14 protein-coding genes and 1 other RNA gene are annotated in these 20,752 nt (G+C 65.7%); 12 read left to right on the forward strand and 3 right to left on the reverse strand.

All coding sequences use genetic code 11. From position 1 onward, the window contains the following. Entirely contained in the window at positions 1-564 is a 564-nt protein-coding gene (locus LF63_RS13130; protein ID WP_043102499.1) for a UPF0149 family protein, read from the reverse strand. Positions 565-793: 229 nt separating this feature from the next. On the opposite strand from LF63_RS13130, the gene LF63_RS13135 reads away from it, so the two are divergent. The 7 genes from LF63_RS13135 to rpiA all read left to right on the forward strand — a co-directional run bounded on the left by LF63_RS13135 (position 794) and on the right by rpiA (position 8,331). Further along, a complete protein-coding gene (locus LF63_RS13135; protein ID WP_043102501.1) occupies positions 794-5,356 on the forward strand; it encodes an EAL domain-containing protein in 4,563 nt (1,520 codons plus the stop codon). A gap of 73 nt (positions 5,357-5,429) precedes the next feature. Beyond that, a complete protein-coding gene (locus LF63_RS13140) occupies positions 5,430-5,654 on the forward strand; it encodes a TIGR02449 family protein (RefSeq protein WP_043102503.1) in 225 nt (74 codons plus the stop codon). Positions 5,655-5,798: 144 nt separating this feature from the next. Beyond that, positions 5,799-6,104: a cell division protein ZapA gene (locus tag LF63_RS13145; RefSeq protein ID WP_043102506.1), complete on the forward strand. Its 306-nt coding sequence runs from the start codon at positions 5,799-5,801 to the stop codon at positions 6,102-6,104. A gap of 59 nt (positions 6,105-6,163) precedes the next feature. Next, positions 6,164-6,351: non-coding RNA, 6S RNA (gene ssrS, locus LF63_RS15600), on the forward strand. 66 nt (positions 6,352-6,417) lie between these two features. Next, positions 6,418-7,029 (forward strand): 5-formyltetrahydrofolate cyclo-ligase, encoded by a 612-nt coding sequence (locus LF63_RS13150; RefSeq protein WP_235205331.1) that lies wholly within the window; start codon positions 6,418-6,420, stop codon positions 7,027-7,029. Continuing rightward, positions 7,026-7,481, forward strand: coding sequence for an EVE domain-containing protein (locus LF63_RS13155; protein ID WP_043102508.1), 456 nt, complete (start codon positions 7,026-7,028; stop codon positions 7,479-7,481). The genes LF63_RS13150 and LF63_RS13155 overlap by 4 nt, the downstream gene beginning before the upstream one ends. A 208-nt stretch (positions 7,482-7,689) precedes the next feature. Continuing rightward, positions 7,690-8,331: a ribose-5-phosphate isomerase RpiA gene (rpiA, locus tag LF63_RS13160; protein ID WP_043102510.1), complete on the forward strand. Its 642-nt coding sequence runs from the start codon at positions 7,690-7,692 to the stop codon at positions 8,329-8,331. Positions 8,332-8,340: 9 nt separating this feature from the next. Here rpiA and LF63_RS13165 read toward each other — a convergent pair whose 3' ends face one another. Beyond that, complete coding sequence (locus LF63_RS13165) at positions 8,341-9,960, reverse strand: alpha-glucosidase family protein (RefSeq protein WP_043102512.1); 1,620 nt, start codon at positions 9,958-9,960, stop codon at positions 8,341-8,343. A gap of 404 nt (positions 9,961-10,364) precedes the next feature. Between LF63_RS13165 and LF63_RS13170 the strand changes: the two genes are divergently transcribed. The 5 genes from LF63_RS13170 to LF63_RS13190 all read left to right on the forward strand — a co-directional run bounded on the left by LF63_RS13170 (position 10,365) and on the right by LF63_RS13190 (position 20,023). Next, complete coding sequence (locus tag LF63_RS13170; protein WP_043102514.1) at positions 10,365-13,211, forward strand: TonB-dependent receptor; 2,847 nt, start codon at positions 10,365-10,367, stop codon at positions 13,209-13,211. A 103-nt stretch (positions 13,212-13,314) separates the two neighbouring features. Further along, complete coding sequence (locus LF63_RS13175) at positions 13,315-14,844, forward strand: tryptophan halogenase family protein (RefSeq protein WP_043102517.1); 1,530 nt, start codon at positions 13,315-13,317, stop codon at positions 14,842-14,844. Positions 14,845-15,050: 206 nt separating this feature from the next. Continuing rightward, a complete protein-coding gene (locus LF63_RS13180) occupies positions 15,051-15,464 on the forward strand; it encodes a hypothetical protein (protein WP_043102518.1) in 414 nt (137 codons plus the stop codon). Then, positions 15,461-17,818, forward strand: coding sequence for a glycoside hydrolase family 31 protein (locus tag LF63_RS13185; RefSeq protein ID WP_043102522.1), 2,358 nt, complete (start codon positions 15,461-15,463; stop codon positions 17,816-17,818). The genes LF63_RS13180 and LF63_RS13185 overlap by 4 nt, the downstream gene beginning before the upstream one ends. Positions 17,819-18,016: 198 nt before the next feature. Continuing rightward, positions 18,017-20,023 (forward strand): glycoside hydrolase family 13 protein, encoded by a 2,007-nt coding sequence (locus tag LF63_RS13190; RefSeq protein WP_043102525.1) that lies wholly within the window; start codon positions 18,017-18,019, stop codon positions 20,021-20,023. Between the two features lie 238 nt (positions 20,024-20,261). Here the strand turns inward: LF63_RS13190 and LF63_RS13195 are convergent, their stop codons facing one another. Beyond that, the gene (locus LF63_RS13195) at positions 20,262-20,681 is read right to left on the reverse strand and encodes a hypothetical protein (protein ID WP_043102527.1); all 420 of its coding nucleotides are present in this window, start codon (positions 20,679-20,681) and stop codon (positions 20,262-20,264) included. Positions 20,682-20,752: the final 71 nt, after the last annotated feature.

Below are 20,752 nucleotides of genomic sequence, written 5' to 3' on the forward strand. Positions count from 1 at the left end.
TCAGTGCACGCTTCCACCCGCCTGCGGTGCGCCGGATGCGCGCGTGCCGGCCACCTCGGCATGCAGCACCAGCGCACCGACACGCACGAACTCGCTGATTTCCATCAGCGAACGCTCGTCGTCCTCGTCGCCCTCGAAACTCAGTTCGGAACCGGCGATGGTGCCGAGATCGCGCAGGATCTCGCTGCCGTCGGCCGACAGCTCCTGCGTCCGCTGAGCGCCGGCCAGGCCGAACCCGCCGAGGAAACCGCGACACCATTCCACCAGCGCCTCGGCGCGTTCGGCCAGCGGGCGCTCGCTGTCCGGAAGCAGCGGCTCGAAGCCCATCTGCGCGTCGTCCAGTGCGGCGCGGCAGTCGCGGTAAAGCGCTTGCACCCGGTCATCGAACGGCGCCCGCGCCGTGGCGTCCTCGACGTCCAGCTCCAGCGCCTGCAGCACGCCGCCGGGAGCGGCCCGGCCGCCGCCGCAGAGGTACCCGGTCAGGGAGCCGTGCAGCTCGCTCGCGTCCACGCCGACATGGGCGCGGGCGAGATCGGATTCGAGTTCGGCGTAAGTCACGTTCATGCCAGCAAAGACGGTTGCGAAGATGTGTACCAATTCATTCTGGCACCCATAACGGCGATTGCCTACACTGCAACAGGGGGGCTTCATCCGCGGGGACCCATGCGAACGCGTCCCGCTGAAATCCATCTGCACAGGTGACATGATGTCCGCAAGCTTGGCAGGTCGCTCGGCGGTTCGCCGCAGCCACGCACTGCACATCGTCGCAGCGCGTTGCCGTTGCGGAAATCCTGTGCGCCTGGCCATGCACTTGCTGTTCTGCATCGGCGCACTCCTGGCCAGCCTGGACGCTCCCTCGGCCAGCGCCCACGTACGCACGTATTACTTCGGCCACATCGGCGCCGAACAAGGCATGGCCCAGAATACCGTCGGCGCCATCATCCAGGGCGACAAGGGCTACATCTGGCTGGGCACGCAGGGAGGCCTGCACCGCTACGACGGCTATGAGCTGAAGCGTTTCCACCACGACGCCAGCCGCACCGACAGCCTGCCCGACAACGTCATCAGCGCCCTGGCCAGCGACGGCCAGGGGCACCTTTGGGTCGCCAGCAAGGTCGGCGGACTGGTGCTGTTCGATCCCGATCACGACCGCGTACTGCCGGTGCCGGGCGACTGGTCGCGGCGACTCAGCGGCATCACCTCGCTCGCCGGCGGCGACGGCAAGCGGCTGCTGGTCGCCGAACGCGATGCCATCGTTGCCGTCGATCCTTCGCTGAAACAGGCCAAGGTGCTGTGGAAAACGCTGCATTCGAGCAGCCTCAGCAGCAAGACCACGCTCACCGAATGCGGCTCCGACGGCCCCTTCTACGGCCTGCACGGGCGCGAGTTGATCGTGCTGGGCGCGGACGCCGCGCACACTCGCGTGGTGCGCATCCAGCGCAACGATGCGCGCACCCTGTTGTGCCGCCGCAACGGCCGGCTGCTGCTGGGTGCCGACAGCGGCGTCTACGTGCTGCATCCGAACGACGGCGCGACCACGCGCATCTGGCCGCAGGAAGGACAACCGGCCAACGACAAGACCGTGATCAACGCCCTGGTCGAAGACCACGCCGGACGCATCTGGGCCGCCATCGAATCGGTCGGTCTGCTGCGTCTGGACGCCGACGAGCAGCACCCGGAAGTCCTGCGCCCGCACCCCGGCATCCAGGGCAGTCTTCCGGACGACGACGTGCAACAGTTCTACGTCGATCGCTCGGGCCTGATCTGGACCGGTGGCGTCACCAACGGCGCAGCCTATTTCGACCCCGACGGCGCGCCCTTTCATTTCATCCGCGACGAGCGCTCACCGACGGACAACCCCTTCGTCTCCAACAACGTGCGCGCCCTGTACGAGGATAGGGACGGCAAGCTGTGGCTCGGACTCGCGGGCGGCGGCCTCAGTCTGTACGACTTCCAGACCGATCGCTTCGAGAGCCTCACGCCCATCTTGCTGCGCGCGTTGCCGAAGGAGGCGATGCCGCAAATCACCGTCTACGCGCTGGCCCGCGACAACGACCACTACTGGATCGCCAGCGACCGCGGCGTCATGGTGATGGATGCGGACAAACACAGCGCGCATCTGCTCGATCCGGCGCTGCTCACGCAGAGCGGGAGTCCACGCCCCAGCCGCAGCCTGCTGCTCGACCGCAGCGGCTCGCTGTGGGTCGGCATGTACGACGGCAGCGGCGTATACCGCTACCGGGACGGTAAGCGCGTGCAGCACCTCGAACACCGCGACGACGATCCGGAAAGCCTCGCGGCGGGCATCATTCTCGCGCTCGCGCAGGATGCCGAGGGACGCATCTGGATCGGCACCAGCACCGGTCTCAGCGTGTACGACCCGCGCAAGGACCGCATGCGCACGTTCTACGAGCAGCCCGGCGTGAACGACAGCCTCAGCAGCCATGTGGTGATGAGCCTGTTCACCGACAGTGTCGGCTCGCTGTGGGTCGGCACCCAGTCCGGACTCGATCGCCTGAAGTCGCTGGACGACGCCGGCGCGCACTTCCAGCGCTTCACCAGCCGCGACGGCCTGCCCGACGGCACCATCTACTGCCTGCGCGAGGACGATGAACGCACGCTGTGGATGAGCACCAACCGCGGCGTGGTGCGCATGGATCCGTCGAGCGGGAAGATCACCGCCTTCAGCGCGCAGGACGGCCTGCAGGGCATGGAGTACAACTCCGGTGCGTGCCTGAAGATGCGCGACGGCGAACTGGTGTTCGGTGGCGTGAACGGCTTCGACAAGGTCAGCCCCGACCGCGTGAAACCCGGCGACTTCCAGCCGGCGGTCAATCTCACCAGCATCCAGATCGGCGCCGACAACCATTCCGTGTTGCCGGTGAACGGCCGCGTGCGCATGCCACAGTCGGCGCGCGCCATCCGTTTTGAATTCGCCGCGATGGACTTTGCCGCACCGAAGCAGAACCACTTCCAGCATCGCCTGCTCGGCTTCGACAAGGACTGGATCGACGACGGCACACGGCACAGCGCGACCTACACCAACCTTCCCGCCGGGCGCTACCGATTCGAGGTGCGCGGCAGCAACCACGACGGCCGCTTCAGTACCACGGCGCACAGCGTCGAGCTGGTCGTCATTCCACCCTGGTGGGCTTCGCGCGGCATGTACGCGCTGTACATCGCGCTCGGCGTCATGCTGCTGCTGGCGCTGTACCTGGCCTTCCGTGCGCGCCGTGCACGCGAGCGCTACCACCAGGACCAGCTGCGCCAGCGCGAAAGCCGCCTAAGCATGGCGCTGTGGGGTTCCGGCGACGAGTTCTGGGATCTGGACCTGAACCGCGGGCGCATGTACCGCCTCGGCGCCGAGCAACTGCTCGGCGAGGGCACGCCGACCGAGATCGATTTCGACGACTGGTGCAATTACGTGCTGCATCCGCAGGACCTGCCGCACGTGCGCAAGGAGATCGCCGCCTGCCTCAACGGCGACGTCGATCACTTCGAATCCGAGTATCGCCTCAAGACCACGCAGGGCCAGTGGATCTGGGTGCTGGGACGCGGAAAGATCGTCGAACAAGACGTCGAGGGCCGAGCCACGCGCATCTCCGGCACCGTGCGCAACATCACCCGCATGCGCAGCGAGGATCGCGACCGGCGCATCGCCGCGGAAGTGATCCGCAGCATGAGCGAGGCGGTGACCGTGTCCGACCTCGACTTCAAGTTCACCTCCGTCAACGCCGCCTTCACCCGCATGAGCGGCTACAGCGACAGCGAAGTCCGCGGGCGCGACGCCTCGCTGCTCAACTGCAACCAGCAACCGGACAGCATCTACACGCACATGCGCCGCGAGCTGCAGAGCCACGGCCACTGGCGCGGCGAACTGTGGCAGCGGCGCAAGAACGGCAGCGACTTCCTGTGCTGGGTCGAACTGCGCGAAGTCTGCAACGCGCACGGCACCCGCACGCACTACGTCTGCGTGATGACCGACATCACCGACCGCAAGCGCGCCGAGCAGGAACTGCGCTACCTGGCCAACTACGACATGCTCACCGGCCTGCCCAACCGCACGCTGCTGGGCGAGCGCCTGGGCGATTCGATCCTGCGCGCGCGACGCAGCAGCCAGCGCCTGGCGGTGCTGTACGTCGACCTGGACCGCTTCAAGCACATCAATGACTCGATGGGCCACACCACCGGCGACCGCCTGCTCAAGGCCGCCGGCGCGCGCCTGCGCCAGTGCGTGCGCGAGCAGGACACCGTCGCCCGCGTCGGCGGCGACGAATTCACCCTGGTGCTGGAAGACATCGGCGGTTCCGGCGAGGTCATCGGCGTGGCGCACAAGATCATCAGCGCCTTCAACGAGGCCCTGGTGCTGGACCCGCATCAGGAAGTGCTGATCTCGCCGTCCATCGGCATCTCGCTGTATCCGGACCACGGCGAAGTGCCGAACGAACTGCTCAAGCATGCCGACACGGCGATGTACCAGGCCAAGGAACACGGCCGCAACACGTGGATGATCTACAACGACACGATGGACGCCGACGCCCGCCTGCGCGCGACCATGGCCGGCGCCCTGCGCCGCGCGCTGGAACGCGACGAGATGCGCGTGGTGTATCAGCCGAAGATGGCGCTCGACGATCACGAACTGATCGGCTTCGAGGCGCTGGTGCGCTGGCACAGCGCCGAACTCGGCGAGGTCGGTCCCGGCATCTTCATCCCGCTGGCCGAGGAAACCGGCATGATCATGAAGATCGGCCAGTTCGTCCTCGAACGCGCCTGCCAGGATCTGCAAGCCTGGCGCGAGGCCGGTCAGAACAAGCTGACGATGGCGGTGAACCTGTCCATGGTCCAGCTGCAGCGCAGCGGACTGGCCAAGCGCCTGCAGCACACGCTGCAGGAACACCGCGTGCCGCCGGAATGCCTGGAACTGGAACTGACCGAAAGCACGGTCATGGCCAACGTCGAGCAGTCCATGCGCACGCTGGGCGAACTGCGCGCCATCGGCGTCAGCCTGGCGATCGACGATTTCGGTACCGGCTACTCCTCGCTGGCTTACCTCAAGCGCCTGCCGCTGACGGTGCTGAAGATCGACCAGGCCTTCGTCGGCGACATCACCACCGACCCCGACGACGAGGCCATCACCGCCACCATCATCACCATGGCGCACTCGTTGGGTCTGCAAGTCGTCGCCGAGGGCGTGGAAAGCGCCGAGCAGGCCGAATACCTGCAAGCGCACGACTGCGATCTGATGCAGGGCAACTGGCTCTCGCCGCCGCTGGAAGCCGACGCCTGCCTGCCGTTCTGCGTCGAACACGAACGTCGCCGCCAGGCCCTGCGCCCAAGCTCATCGCGCACCTCGTGACACGCCGGACTTGCGTCGGGACCCCGCGAGATGCGAAAAAGCTCACCATGACCGCTCGTTCACACGTGCCCGCATGAATCCGAACGATCCACTCCAAGCCGAACTCGCCGCGCTGAACGCCACCCTCGATCAGCTGCTGCAGACCGTGCAGCGCATGGACGAGGAAAACCGCAGCCTGCGCCACAGCCAGGAACAGCTGGCCACCGAACGCGCCGGACTGCTGGCGCGCAACGAGCAGGCGCGCAGCCGCGTCGAAGCCATGATCCAGCGCCTGAAATCCCTGGAAAGCTCGGGTTGAACACCGTGTCCTGTCCCGCAAGGCTCCAGACGCACATGCAGCGTTTTTCGCGATGTGCCCTTGCCTGCCATGAACATCCGCGCGCGCCGACTGAGCGATTCTTGCGAAACAGCACACCAGCAGCATCCACGAGACCCTGACCCCATGTCCGAACCGATCACGATCCGACTCAACGACCGCGAGTTCCTGGTCGCCTGCGAGCCGGAGGAACGTGCAGGACTGCTGGCCGCCGCCAGCTACCTCGACAGCAAGATGCGTGAATTTCGCGCCAATGCGCGCAGCCCGGGCTTCGACCGCCTGGCGGTGCTGACCGCCCTCAGCGTCACCCACGAACTGCTGGAAACCCGGCAGCGCCACGAAAGCGAACAGCGCGTCTTCGGCGAGGGCATCGAGACCCTGCGCCGCAAGCTGGAAGGCGCCCTGGAACGCGCGACCTCGTCGCGTACCTGAACTTTTCCACACCGAACCGCTGACGCATCCGCGTCGGCGCGCTAGAATAGTCGCCAAGGTGTTCCCTGCGGTGTACGACAGCGTTTCGTTACATTTGCCTTGTTCCTAACTTTCGACCTGGGTCGGCAACAAGGTGGCCGGTGAGCATGTCCGTCGCGTACGGAAAGCCTGAAACGCCATCTGCGCCCTCCCACCTGATCCTTCCGGATCAAGGTCGTTCGAAGCGCATCGGCATTGTGGAGAACACCCCTCATTCCGCAGAACGGCCCCGACGGGGCCGTTTCTGTATGCGCTCCCGACAGGAATCCCGCCCGTGACCGACCTGGACGACCCGCGCACCGCGCTCCGCCGCCGCATGGCCGAACGGCGCCGCACGCTCGGCCCGCAGGAACGCATGCGCGCCGCGCAGGAGCTGCGGCGACAGCTGGACGCCCTGCCCGCCTTGGTCGATGCACCGCGCGTGGCCGGCTACTGGGCCTGCGACGGCGAACTGCCGCTGAACCTGGTGCTGGCCGCGGCGGCCCTGCGCGGCCAGTCGTTGTATCTGCCGCGCATCGAAAGCGGCCGGCGCATGGGCTTCGCGCCCTGGAAGCTGGGGGACGAGGTCGAACCCAACCGCTTCGGCATTCCGGAACCGACGACCCGCGAAGGCATGCTCGAAGGGCGCGAACTGGACGCCGTGCTGGTGCCGCTGCTGGCCTTCGATCCACGCGGCCACCGCCTCGGCTACGGCGGCGGCTTCTACGACGCCCACTTCGCCTTCCTACGCGACCAGCCGCGACCGGCCCGCCCGCTGCTGATCGGGATCGGCTACGCTTTCCAGCAATGCGATGCGATCACACCGGCGGAGTGGGACGTGCGCCTGGACATCGTCGCCACCGATCAAGCACTCATCGACTGCAACGACCACCACGGAACGTCATGAACTACTGGCTGATGAAATCCGAACCCGACACGTTCTCGCTCGACGACCTCGAGCGCAAGGGCAGCGAGCCCTGGGACGGCGTGCGCAACTATCAGGCGCGCAACTTCATGCGCGACGACATGCGCGTCGGCGACAAGGTGTTCTTCTACCATTCCAACTGCGACGTGCCGGGCATCGTCGGCATCGCCAAGGTCGCCAGCAAGCCGTATCCGGACCCGACCCAGTTCGACCCCAAGAGCCACTATTTCGATGCCAAGAGCGCGCGCGACAATCCGCGCTGGGTGCTCGTCGACATCGCCTTCGTCAAGCGCCTGAAGCGCACCATTTCGCTGGCCGAACTGAAGGACGATCCGGCCCTGGAAGGCATGCCGCTGGTGCGCAAGGGCAACCGGCTCTCGGTGATGCCGGTCGACGCCGCGCACTGGAAGCACATTCTGAGCCTGGCGACATAGTCCGATCCGCGGTGGAAACAGTCCACCCGCTGTTCACCATCACGGCATCCGTGGAAGATGTCGAATGATCCCGAAACACCGTCATCCCGGCGAAAGCCGGGACCCAGCGACTCGATTGGCAGCAAAGGCACTGGGCTCCGGCTTTCGCCGGGATGACGAACGAGTATGCTTTGACGACCTGGCCTCGACCCCGTTTCCCGGATTCACCATGACCCAAGCCAACCAAAAACGCCTGGCCGGCGAAGCCGCCATCGCCTACGTCGAGGACGACAGCGTCGTCGGCGTCGGCACCGGTTCGACCGTGGCCTTCTTCATCGACGCCCTGGCCAACATCAAGGATCGCATCCGCGGCGCGGTGTCCAGTTCGGAGCAGTCCACCGCGCAGCTGAAGCGGCACGGCATCGAGGTGCTCGACCTCAACGCCGCCGGCCCGCTGGACCTGTACGTGGATGGCGCCGACGAGTGCGACCCGCACAAGCGCCTGATCAAGGGCGGCGGTGCGGCGCTGACGCGCGAGAAGATCGTCGCCGCGGCTTCGCGCCAGTTCGTGTGCATCATCGATGCCAGCAAGCAGGTCGACGTGCTGGGCAACTTCCCGCTGCCGATCGAGGTGATCCCGATGGCGCGCAGCCACGTCGCCCGCCAGATCAGCAAGCTCGACGGTCATCCGGTCTGGCGCGACGGCACCGTCACCGACAACGGCAACTGGATTCTCGACGTGCACGGCTGGCGCATCACCGATCCGGTGGCGCTGGAGAGCGAACTGAACCAGATCGCCGGCGTGGTCAGCGTGGGACTGTTCGCGCGCCGCGGCGCCGACGTGGTGCTGGTCGGCGACCGCAAGCTCTGACGCGCGCCGTCAGCGCTTCATCTTCGCGAACAGCGCACCGTAGGACGGCAGCCGCAGGCGGCCGTCCACGATCTCGCCCTGCACCAGACGCGCCGCGTGCATCGCTTCGAGCGGCGCATCCACCGGCGCGGCGACGTCCAGCGGACGATCCGACAGGTTGAAGCAGGCCAGCACGGTCTCGCCCTCGAAGCTGCGCGTGAACGCCAGCAGGGGCTCGTCGCTGTCGAGCATGCGGATGTCGCCCCAGCGCAGCGCGGGCTGCGTGCGGCGCCAGGCCATGAAGGCGCGGAAGCCATGCAGCATGGAGTCGGCGTCGCGCTCCTGGCCCGACACCGCCAACGCGCGATGCGCCTCCGGCACCGGCAGCCACGGCGTGGCGTCGCTGAAACCGGCGTGCTCGCCCTCACCCCAGGGCATCGGCGTGCGGCAGCCGTCGCGACCCTTGAAGTTGGGCCAGAACGTGATGCCGTACGGATCCTGCAGCTGCTCGTAGGGCACCTCGGCTTCGCCCAGGCCCAGTTCCTCGCCCTGGTAGACGCACACCGAGCCGCGCAGCGAACACACCAGCGCCGTCAGCTGATTGGCCAGGTGCGGCGGCGCATCCGTCCCGCCCCAGCGCGTGACCACGCGCTCGACGTCGTGGTTGGAAATGGCCCAGCACGGCCAGCCGTCGGGCATGTGCGCTTCGAGATTGCGCACCGTCGTGCGGATGTGCGCGGCGTTGAAATCCTCGGTCAGCAGCTCGAAGCTGTAACCCATGTGCAGACGCTTGCCGTTGGTGTATTCGCCCAGGGTCGCCAGCGAATCCTCGGAGGAAATCTCGCCCAGCGCGGCCGAGTCGTCGTATTCGTCCAGCAGGGCGCGCAACCGATCCAGAAACGTCAGGTTCTCGGGCTGCGTGTTGTTGTAGTAGTGGTACTGGAACGCGTACGGATTGTCCGGGCGGAAGCCGCGGCCGACGCGTTCCTGCGGCGGCTTGGCCGGATTGTCCCGCAGCTGCGCGTCGTGGTAGCAGAAGTTGATCGAATCCAGGCGAAACCCGTCGACGCCGCGGTCGAGCCAGAAACGCACATTGTCCAACACTGCGTCGCGCACGCGCGGGTTGTGGAAGTTCAGGTCCGGCTGATCGGCCAAGAAGTTATGCAGGTAGTACTGGCCTCGCCGCGGCTCCCAGCGCCACGCCGGACCGCCGAAGATCGACATCCAGTTGTTGGGCGCCGTGCCGTCGGGCTTGGCGTCGGCCCAGACGTACCAGTCGGCCTTGTCGTTGTCGCGGCTCTGCCGGCTCTCGCGGAACCAGGCATGCTCGATCGAAGTATGGCTGAGCACCTGATCGATCATCACCTTCAGCCCGCGCTTGTGCGCCTCGGCCAGCAGACGATCGAAATCTTCCAGCGTGCCGAACATCGGATCGACGTCGCGATAGTCGGCGATGTCGTAGCCGAAGTCGGCCATCGGCGAAGTGAAGAACGGCGCGATCCAGATCGCATCCACGCCCAGCCCCGCCACGTAATCCAGGCGCTCGACGATGCCCGGCAGGTCGCCGATGCCGTCGCCGTTCGTGTCCAGGAAGCTGCGCGGATAAATCTGATAGATGACGGCTCCGCGCCACCACGGTAATGCATTCATTGAAAAACCCCGGTCACTGTTCCCCCGCGCCGACATCGGCATCGACGCTGCCAGACAGCGATACGCTCCAAGCTTAACTGCGCACCGGGTGCCTAGCCGATGACCTTGCATACGTATTCATCCCGGCTGTCACAACACGGTCTTCGCGCTGCAAAGCCCCCTCGAAGCCCGGCCATACGGCGCTTCGCACGGGCTTCACGCCCGATTTTCCGCCCGCACACGCGCTTTCGGGGATGCATGAATACGTATGCAGAACGCACCGTCGAGGATCGGGGCGGAGCTACCATCGAGAAAATGTTACGCGGCCGTGACAAGGCTCGAACGTTTGTCGTCTCCGATCGCCGCACGAGGCATCGGCGACACGATTTCCTAGAGACGCGATCCATTCGGGGAGGACAACCAAGATGATTCTCAAGCGCAATCTGCTGAGCGCCGCGCTGGCGTCGGCCATGCTGATGACCGCCACCGGCGCTTATGCAGCGCAGCCGGCCACCCAGGCTGACAACGGCCAGGCAAACCAGAACACCACCAAGAAGGCCGACAAGAAAGACCAGAAGAAGCGCGCCGAGGCGACCAAGCTGAGCGCCGTCGAAGTCACCGGCTTTGCCAGCAGCGTGCAGAACTCCATCGCCACGCAGCGCAACTCGGATGTGATCGTCGAGGCGGTCTCCGCCGAACAGATCGGCAAGCTTCCCGGCACCTCCATCGCCGACTCGCTGGGCCGTCTGCCCGGCCTCGCGGTGCAGCGCCTGAACGGCCGCCCGCAGGTGCTGACCATCCACGGCCTCGGTCCGGACTTCAGCACGGCGTTGGTCAACGGTCGCCAGCAGGTCAGCACCGGCAACAACCGCGGCGTGCAGTTCGATCAGTATCCGGCCAGCTGGTTCAACAGCGTGCAGGTGCATCTGAGCCCCGCGGCGGGCCTGATCGGACAGGGCATGGCCGGCACGGTGGACATGCACACCATCCGTCCGCTCGAACAGGACAAGCCGATCGCCGCGTTCAACGCCAGCTACATCTGGAACAGCCTGAAACAGGTTGCTCCGGGCAATGGCGTCAGCGACAAGGGGTACAAGGTCAACGGCGTGTGGGTTCACCAGTTCGCCGATCGCACCTTCGGCGTGACGCTCGGTATCGACATGGAGTCCAACCCGACCCAGATTCAGCACCAGGCACCCTGGGGCTACCCGACCGATAATTCGGCCGCGGGCGGTAACGGGCTAATCGGCGGTTCCAAGAACTACGCTACTTCGGACCTGTTCAAGCGCACCGGCGTGCTGGCCACATTGCAGTTCCAGCCCAGCGAGAACTTTACCAGCACGCTGGACATGACCTACGACCGCTTCCACGACCGTCAGCAGTCCAAGGGCATCGAGTTCCCTCTGGCCTGGGGCAACGCCCAGCTCGATCCGGGCTACACCGTGCAGGACGGCCTGATCACCAGCGGCACGTTCTCGCACGTCAAGCCGGTCATCCGCAACGACTACAACCGCTCGCTGTCGAAGGTCTACAACGTCGGCTGGAACAACAAGTGGCGCATCAACGAAGACTGGTCGGTCGAAGCGGACGCCAGCGTCTCGCATGCCGATCGTCGTGACGCCTTCATCGAAAGCTATGCCGGCACGGCTTACGGCGCCGACAACGGTCCGTTCGACACCCTGAACTTCAACCAGGGCAGCGGCGGCCTGTGGCAGCTGAACAACGCGCTCGACTACAGCCCGAGCCAAGTCGTGCTGACCGACCCGCAGGGTTGGGGCGGCGGCAGCGGTCTGGTGCAGGCCGGCTTCGTCAATGCACCGCATGTAGTCGACCGTATCGCCGACCTGCGCCTCAGCGCCGAGCGCAGCTTCGTCGAAGGCCCGATCGCCAGCGTGAAGTTCGGCATCGACCGCGAAACCCGCAACAAGAGCTTCAACATCCAGCAGCGCTTCCTGGTACCCAACAACGGCGACATGACGTACACCACCTCGCCGTGGGGTGCGCAGACGCTGCCGATGCCTTCGGACGCGTTCGCCGCCAACCAGCTCGGCTTCATGGGCGTCGGCCCGCTGCCGATCTACGATCCGATTGAGCTGATCAAGAACGGCACCTACGATCAGGTTCCGGTCTACCAGTCCAGTCTGCCGATGCCGCCGAACTGGAAGGTGCACGAGAAGGACACCACGCCGTACGTGCAGTTCAACCTGGACACGCAGCTCGGCAACTTCCCGCTGCGCGGCAACTTCGGCATCCAGGTCGCGCACACGACGCAGGATTCCGACGGCGGTCGCGTCGCGGCCGGCAGCTCGTACGTGGGCGAAACGGTGGTCATCCCGGTGTCCGGCGGCACGTCCTACACGCGCTACCTGCCGAGCTTGAACCTGGTGCTCGGTCTGACCGACACCACTGACGTGCGCTTCGGCGCCGCGCGTACCATGGCGCGTCCGCGCATGGATCAGATGAACGCCAGCTTCGCGATCAACACCAACAACAGCAACCTGGCGTCGAGCGATCCGAACAACGCGTACTTCAGCAGCAATGCCGGCAATCCGAAGCTGTTGCCGTCGATGGCGCAGAACTACAACTTGAGCATCGAGCACTATTTTGGCGACAGCAAGGGCTATATGTCGCTGTCGGGCTACTTCCTCAAGCTGAGCGATTACATCAATCCGTCGACCTCCGTGCTGACGAACTTCTCGCAGTTCGTGGATTCCTACCTGACGCCGGCTCAGCAACAGCAGCTAGGTTCGCAGACGGGTATCGCCACGGTGCCGACCAACAGCGGCCGCGGCTACGTGAAGGGCGTGCAGGGTGTGCTGAACACGCCGCTGGGCCTGTTCACGCCAGCGCTCGACGGTTTCGGCGTGATCTTCTCCGGCAATCTGACCAAGAGCTCGATCGTGTACGACGGCAACCCCAATCCGATCACGGTGCCGGGCCTGTCCGAGCATGTGGTCAACAATACGATCTACTACGAACACAGCGGCTTCCAGGCCCGCGTGAGCCAGAACTACCGCAGCAGCTTCCTGGGCCGCGTCTACGGCATCAGCGCGTCGCGTATCGAACAGACCATCAAGGGTGGCAGCACCTACGATGCGCAGATCAGCTACACGCTGCAGAGCGGTCCGATGAAGGGCATGACCTTCCTGCTGCAGGGCTCGAACCTGTCCAACGAGAAGTTCGTCACCTACCAGAACCACGACCCGCGTCAGGTGTTGACCTGGGAGAACTACGGTCGTCGTTACGAAGTGGGCGTGTCCTACAAGTTCTGATAAGCACCACCTCCCCGGCTTTGCCCGGACAAGCCCCGTTGCTAGCATCAACGGGGCTTTTTTTTTGCCCGCCGGTACGGCCCGCCGCCAAGGGAACGAACGCATGAACGCATCTCCGATCCGACGTGTAGTCATCCTCGGCGGCGGCACCGCCGGATGGATCAGCGCTGCCCTGCTGGGCCGCGCCTTCGGGTCGCGGCTGGCGATTCGCCTGATCGAGTCCGACGCCATCGGCACCGTCGGCGTGGGCGAGGCGACGATCCCGCAGATTCAGCACATCAACCGCTTCCTCGGCCTCGACGAGCGCGAAGTGCTGAAGGCCAGTCAGGGCACCTACAAGCTCGGCATCCAGTTCAACGACTGGGGGCGCGTCGGCGACAGCTATCTGCACGCCTTCGGCGACATCGGTCTGCCGCTCGGCCTGATTCCGTTCCAGCACTACTGGCTGCGCGACAGACAGGAACGCTCTGCCGCCGCGAGCCAAGGCGCGGCGGAACTGTGGGCCTACTCGATCAACGCACGCGCCTGCCACGCCGGGCGGATGGCACGGATGGAACGCATCGGCGACACGCCGCTGACCGGTCTGCGTCACGCCTATCACCTGGACGCCGGGCTCTACGCCCGCTTCCTGCGCGCACAGTGCGACCCGACCGTCGTGCAGCGCATCGAAGGCAAAGTCGTCGACGTGGCGCTGCGCGAGGACGACGGCTTCATCCAATCCCTGCTTCTCGAAAGCGGCGAGCGCATCGAGGGCGACCTGTTCATCGATTGCTCGGGCTTCCGCGGTCTGCTGATCGAGGAAACCCTGCACGCCGGCTACGACGATTGGAAACACTGGCTGCCCTGCGACCGCGCGATGGCCGTGGCCAGCACGCGCGTCGCGCCGATGCGCCCGTACACTCAGGCGAGCGCACGCGCGGCAGGCTGGCAATGGCGCATCCCGTTGCAACACCGCAGCGGCAACGGGCACGTCTACAGCAGCGACTTCATCAGTGACGACGAAGCCACTGCCACACTGCTCAGCCATCTCGAAGGCGAAGCGATGGGCGAGCCGCGACCGCTGCGCTTCCAAACCGGTTGCCGACGCCGTTTCTGGCACCGCAATTGCATCGCCATCGGCCTCGCCGCCGGCTTCATGGAACCGCTGGAATCGACCGGCATCCATCTGATCCAGTCCGCCGTGAGCCGATTGATTTCGCTGTTCCCGGACAGTGCCTTCGATGCCGCGATGATCGACGCATACAATCGCCAGACACGCTTCGAATACGAGCGCATCCGCGATTTCCTGATCCTGCACTACCGCGCTACCGAACGCCGCGACACGCCGTTCTGGCGGCACTGCGCGCAGATCGAGCCGCCCGAAAGCCTGCGTCGCAAGTTGGACGTCTTCCGTGCCAGCGCGCAACTCTTCCGTGACGGCGAGGAGCTGTTCACCGACGTCGGCTGGCTGCAGGTGCTGATCGGCCAGCATGTGCAACCGCAGCGCCATCATCCGCTCGCCAACGCCGTCACGCCGGCGCAGCTGGACGAATTCCTGACGCACATCCGCACCCTGCTCGATCGCGCGATCGACAGCATGCCGTCGCACGATGCGTTCATCGAACGGCACTGCAAGGCGCCGCCCTTGCCCTGAGTTCTGCAATCGTTTGCAGGCTGCTGCGACGCAGCACGCCGAAACCCGCGAAAAATCGCAATGAATACGTATGCGAAGCCGCGAATTCGGGCGCTGCAGACATTCAACCGTGGCATCGTAGACGGTGCGCTGCGCGTGCCTGCGCGCGGCAGGGGGAATCCATTCGTTTCGCCGGTTGCACCCCGCCGACACGCCCGGAGTACGTCATGCCGAACCGTCGCCAGATCCTGATCGTCGCCTCGCTCGGGCTGTGCGCGGTCGGCATCTCATCGGTGCATGCCGCAGCCGCGGCGCTTACGGCATCGACCGCCCTATCCGCATCGCCAGTCGTGTTCCAGAACAAGGTCACGCGCTCGTTCCACGACGGCATCGGCGACAGCAACGGCATCGGCGACAGCAACGACCTCGGCGCCAAGCTCGACACTCCGAAGCCGCCAGACCTGAGCGGACCGCAACGGGCGTCGATCGCGCCCTCCCCCGGCGGTCGCGGCTACCACGTCGCCGACGATGCCATGCTCCGCGACCGCACGCGTCTGCCCGACTCCACCACCGCGCTCCTGCCATCGACCGACCGTGTCGATGCGCAACCGGTGACGCACGACCGAAGGTTTTCATCATGACCCACGCTTTCCGTTCGTTCTGCAGCGCCCTCCTGATCGGCGCGCTGGCTTCGCATCCAGCCGCGGCGGCGCATGCCCCCCCGCCATCTGCGATCGCGACGGCGAAGCACCGCACCCATGGCGTCGACCTGCCGATGTCCCAGGGCACGCTATCGCTGCAGCTGATACGCGCCAACGTGCTGCGCGTGCATTTCGCGCCCGAGGGCAAGCGCACCCCGCCAACCCTGGTGATGGCGCCGGATACATCGGACTCTGACGCCGGACCGACACAGGTCTACCGATCGAAGCGAGAAGTGGTGCTGCGCAGCACGCAGTTGCAGGTGGTGCTCGATCGCGTCCACGGCACGCTCACCGTGCGCCTTCCGGGTGCGACCCAGCCGCTGCTGACCCAAACCGATCTCGGCGCACTCGCGCGCGGTCGCATTGCCGTCGGCTTTGCGGCGGGCGCGCCGCTGTACGGCATCGGCAGCTTCGATGCCTTCGAGAACGCCGGCGCGGATCTCCTGCGCACGGGCACGCAGATCGCCAAGGCCGGACACCAGGGGCATGCCGGCGCGCCGCTGGTATGGAGCACGGACGGTTTCGCCGTGCTGGTCGACAGCAAGGGCGCCAGCTTCGATCTCGGCAGCGACGAGCTCAGCGTCGACAAGCTCTCGCGCCCGGACGCCACCTACTACCTGATCGCGGGTGAACCCAAGGCGATCTTCGCCGCCGTCGCCGACCTCAGCGGCCACGCGCAGCTGTTCCCGAAATGGGCGATGGGCTTCACCAACAGCCAGTGGGGCATCGACCAGAAGGAGCTGCTGGACATCGTCCGTACCTACCGCACCAAGCACATCCCCATCGACAACTTCACCCTCGACTTCGACTGGAAGGCCTGGGGCGAGGATCACTACGGCGAATTCCGCTGGAATCCGGTGAAGTTTCCCGACGGGCCTTCCGGCCAGCTCGCCAAGGAGCTGGCGGCCGAAGGCATGCAGCTAACCGGCATCATGAAACCGCGCATCCACGTGGACACCGTGGAAGGCCGCTACGCCACCGATCACGATCTTTGGGTGCCCGGCGAGAAGGTCAGCGACGACTATTTCTCGCACAAGCCGGTCAAGGACGTCGATTTCGACCTGCCGCTGACGCGTACCTGGTTCGGCGATCTGGCGATGAAGTACGCCTTCGACCAGGGCATCGTCGGCTGGTGGAACGACGAGGCCGACGAGACCGGCGACGACACCCAGTTCCTCAACATGCAGCGCTCGTTGTACGACGCGCAGCGCAAGCACACCGACGTGCGTGTGTGGTCGGTCAACCGCAACTTCTGGCTCGGCTCGCAGCGCTACGCCTACGGCCTGTGGTCGGGCGACATCGAGACCGGCTTCGCCAGCATGGCCGGCCAGCGCCAGCGCATGCTCGCCTCCGTCGACGTCGGCGCGATGTTGTGGGGCATGGACACGGGCGGCTTCAAGGGCCATCCGTCGAACGAGAACTACGCGCGCTGGATGCAGTTCGCCGCCTTCGTGCCGATCTTCCGCGTGCACGGCGTGTTCGGCGAGAAGCGTCAGCCGTGGCATTACGGCGACAAGGCCGAACGCGCCGCCACCGCCGCCATCCGCCTGCGCTACCGCCTGCTGCCCTACGTCTACGCCTACGCCTGGCAGTACCACGCCCACGGCGTCGGCCTGGTGCGCCCGCTGACCTTCGACTGGCCGCACGATCCAAAAGTGCGCAACGACGTCGACGCGTGGATGTTCGGCGAAAGTCTGCTGGTGTCGCCCGTGGTGCAGCAGGGCCAGACGCACAAGCAAATCTACCTGCCCGCCGGTGCCTGGACCGACTGGTTCACCGGCAAGCGCTACGCCGGCGGTCAGACCGTCACGCTCGACGTCGACAGCACGAACTGGAGCGACATCCCGCTGTTCATCCGTCAGGGCGCGATCATTCCGACCCAGCCGGTCATGGACTACGTCGATCAGCATCCGGTGCCGACGGTGTCGGTGGACGTGTTCCCGGCCACGCACGCCACGCACTTCGATTACTACGACGATGACGGCCGTACCTACGCCTACGAGCGCGGCGTCTACTATCTGCAGCGCATGGACACGCAACGCCGCGCCGACGGCAGCGTGCGCTTCGCGCTCGCCGCGCCGACCGGCAGCTACGCGCCGGCCCTGCGGCACTACCTGGTGAAGATCCACGGCACCGCGGCCCATGCAGTCGCCGGTCTGTCCCATCGCTACGCCGATCTCAAGGCCCTGCGCCAGGCCGATGGCGAAGGCTGGGCCACCGGCAGCGACCGCTACGGTCCGGTGACCTGGATCCGCATGAACGCACGGCACGCGCAGTCGATCACGCTGCGCTGATGCCCTGAATCGATCCCATAGACCACGAGACCGCGGCCACCGGCACGCGGTCCGCCACAACGATCCGGCGGTCCACGCCGGACAGGCTCACCGCCGCGCCGGACGCGCGTCGGCAGCCACCGCAACACGGGGGAAGCTGTCGCCCACGACCCTTCACGGCCGTGCGGCGCATGACCACAACGAGGAGGAGGACACCCGATGCAATTCCGCAAACCCATGGCGCTGCACGCGCTCGCACTCGGCATGACGCTGGCCCTGACCGGCGCCTGCGTCAGCACCCCGGCGCATGCCGCCAGCAACGACAACAACGTGGAGTGGAACGGCCTGTTCCACGACCAGGGCCCGCTGTACGACAATCACCCCGAGCCCACCGCCAGCCAGTCGGTCACGCTGACCCTGCGCACCTTCAAGGGCGACATCACCAGCGCCAACATCAAGTACTACGACGAAGCCGATTCCAGCTTCCACTGGGTCGCCATGCACTGGTCGTCGAACGACGCGACCGGCCGCTTCGACTACTGGCAGGGCACCATCCCCGCCAGCGCCTCGGAGAAGTACTACCGCTTCCAGATCAACGACGGCTCCTCGACGGCCTGGTACAACGCCGCCGGCATCAGTTCCAGCGAACCCAGCTCCGGCGACTTCTTCATCGTCCCCGGCTTCACCACGCCGAACTGGATGAAGAACGGCGTCGTCTATCAGATCTTCCCCGACCGCTTCTACAACGGCGACACCTCCAACGACGTCACCAACGGTCAGTACACCTACGGCGGTTGCGCCACCGAGCAGCACGCCTGGGGCAGCAGCGTCACGTCCAACGTCGGTGGCTGTAACAGCTCGGTGTTCTTCGGCGGCGATCTGCAGGGCGTGATCGACAAGCTGGGCTACATCAAGAACACGCTCGGCGCGGACATCATCTACCTGAACCCGATCTTCAAATCACCGACCAACCACAAGTACGACACCGAGGACTACACCACCGTCGATCCCGCATTCGGCACCAACAGCCTGCTGCAGACGCTGATCGGCGACGTCCACAGCACCAGTAACGGACCCAAGGGCTACGTCATCCTCGACGGCGTGTTCAACCACACCGGCGACACCCACAAGTGGTTCGACAAATACAACTGGTGGAGCAGCAACGGCGCGTACGAGTCGCAGTCGAGCACCTGGTACAACTACTACACGTTCCAGCAGTGGCCGAACACCTACTCCGGCTTCTTCGGCATCGCCTCGATGCCCAAGCTCAACTACGGCGCCAGCGGTTCGGCGGTGCGCAACGCAATCTACGGCTCCGGCAGCTCGGTCATGCAGACCTACCTGAAGGCGCCCTACAGCATCGACGGCTGGCGCCTGGACGCCGCGCAATACCTGGATGCCAACGGCAACAACGGCAGCGACAGCGTCAATCACCAGATCATGCGCGAAATGCGCACGGCAGTGATGTCGGTGAACCCGAACGCCGAAATCCTCGGCGAATTCTGGGGCGATGCCTCGTCCTGGCTCGACACCGGCGACCAGTGGGACGGCGCCATGAACTACAACGGCTTCACCAACCCTGTCTCCGAATGGATCTGCGGCGTCGACGAAAGCGGCAACAGCAACTCGCTGACGCCGAGCGGCCTGGACAGCTGGCTGCACGGCACCCGCGCCGATCTGCCCACCGATGTGCAGCAGACCATGACCAACGAACTGGGCACGCACGACACCTCGCGCTTCGCCACCCGCTGCGGCGGCGACATCTGGAAGACTTACCTCGGTCTGATTTTCCAGATGACCTACGTCGGCACGCCGACCATCTACTACGGCGACGAGTACGGCATGCAGGGCGGCAACGACCCGGACGACCGCCGCACCTTCGACTGGTCGCAAGGCACCACCAACAACAGCGCGGTGGCCCTGACCCAGAAGTTGATCGCCATCCGCAAGCAGTACAGCGCCCTGCGCACCGGTTCGTTCATGACCCTGCTGACCGATGACAGCAACCACATTTATGCGTTCGGCCGCTTCGACGCCAGCCATCGCATCGCCGTGGTGCTGAACAACGACAGCAGCAGCCACACCGTGACCATTCCGGCCTACCAGCTGAGCATGACCGACGGCAGCACCGTCACCGACGCGCTCAATGGCGGCACGTACACGGTGCAGAACGGCAACCTCACCGTGACCGTGAACGGTCACTACGGCGCGATTCTGGAGCAGTAGGCACGCGTTACGTCACGCCGCCCTCTCGAAAATCTCGGAAATCCATGCCGTGGATGCCTCCCTCGGTCGGGCCATAGGCACTCCCTACGGTCGTCATTCCTGCGAAAGCAGGAACCCAGTGACTTTCAAGCCGCTGAAAAGCAAAGACACGGGATCCCGGCTTTCGCCGGGATGACGAACAAGGCGGTCGAGATTTCCCCGAGAAGGCGGCGTGACGATCTCTCGCCGACGCGGAAAGCTAGCGCAGCCAGCCGCGCGTCGCGCCCGTCCGCGCCATCCACACCAGCGCGATGGCGATCAGCAGCACCAGTCCCTGCATCGCGTACGCCGCGGCCGGAATCGTCACGCCGCGCATCATCGCGAAGATGGCCACGTCCTGCACGATTACGCCGAGCAGCGACAGCACCAGCACCGGCATCGCCCAACGCCGGCGCAGCACCAGGCCGAGACAGCCGATGGCACCGAACCACACCGCCGTCGCCGTCGCGGCGACCGCCCACGCCGGGCGTGCCGCGTACATCGCCTGCTCCGCCGCGCCCAGCTTCGCCACGTCCTCCGACGTCAACATGACGTCCATCAGATAGGCCGCGCAGCCCAGCAGATTCCACAGCAGCGCAATCACGGCCACGGGCACGAACCACTTCGGTATCCTGCTCATGTGAACTCCCCTCCGATACGTCCAGCCTGCAAGGGAAACCTACGCCTGTTACGACCACGGCGTCCATCGCC

The organism is Oleiagrimonas soli, from assembly GCF_000761445.1.
GTDB lineage: Bacteria > Pseudomonadota > Gammaproteobacteria > Xanthomonadales > Rhodanobacteraceae > Oleiagrimonas > Oleiagrimonas soli.

Excerpts from the sequence above, each read along its gene's own strand:
- LF63_RS13130 (WP_043102499.1), bottom strand. The coding sequence starts at position 564 with ATGAACGTGACTTACGCCGAACTCGAATCCGATCTCGCCCGCGCCCAT.
- LF63_RS13140 (WP_043102503.1), top strand. The coding sequence starts at position 5,430 with ATGAATCCGAACGATCCACTCCAAGCCGAACTCGCCGCGCTGAACGCC.
- LF63_RS13145 (WP_043102506.1), top strand. The coding sequence starts at position 5,799 with ATGTCCGAACCGATCACGATCCGACTCAACGACCGCGAGTTCCTGGTC.
- LF63_RS13155 (WP_043102508.1), top strand. The coding sequence starts at position 7,026 with ATGAACTACTGGCTGATGAAATCCGAACCCGACACGTTCTCGCTCGAC.
- rpiA (WP_043102510.1), top strand. The coding sequence starts at position 7,690 with ATGACCCAAGCCAACCAAAAACGCCTGGCCGGCGAAGCCGCCATCGCC.
- LF63_RS13165 (WP_043102512.1), bottom strand. The coding sequence starts at position 9,960 with ATGAATGCATTACCGTGGTGGCGCGGAGCCGTCATCTATCAGATTTAT.
- LF63_RS13170 (WP_043102514.1), top strand. The coding sequence starts at position 10,365 with ATGATTCTCAAGCGCAATCTGCTGAGCGCCGCGCTGGCGTCGGCCATG.
- LF63_RS13175 (WP_043102517.1), top strand. The coding sequence starts at position 13,315 with ATGAACGCATCTCCGATCCGACGTGTAGTCATCCTCGGCGGCGGCACC.
- LF63_RS13180 (WP_043102518.1), top strand. The coding sequence starts at position 15,051 with ATGCCGAACCGTCGCCAGATCCTGATCGTCGCCTCGCTCGGGCTGTGC.
- LF63_RS13185 (WP_043102522.1), top strand. The coding sequence starts at position 15,461 with ATGACCCACGCTTTCCGTTCGTTCTGCAGCGCCCTCCTGATCGGCGCG.
- LF63_RS13190 (WP_043102525.1), top strand. The coding sequence starts at position 18,017 with ATGCAATTCCGCAAACCCATGGCGCTGCACGCGCTCGCACTCGGCATG.
- LF63_RS13195 (WP_043102527.1), bottom strand. The coding sequence starts at position 20,681 with ATGAGCAGGATACCGAAGTGGTTCGTGCCCGTGGCCGTGATTGCGCTG.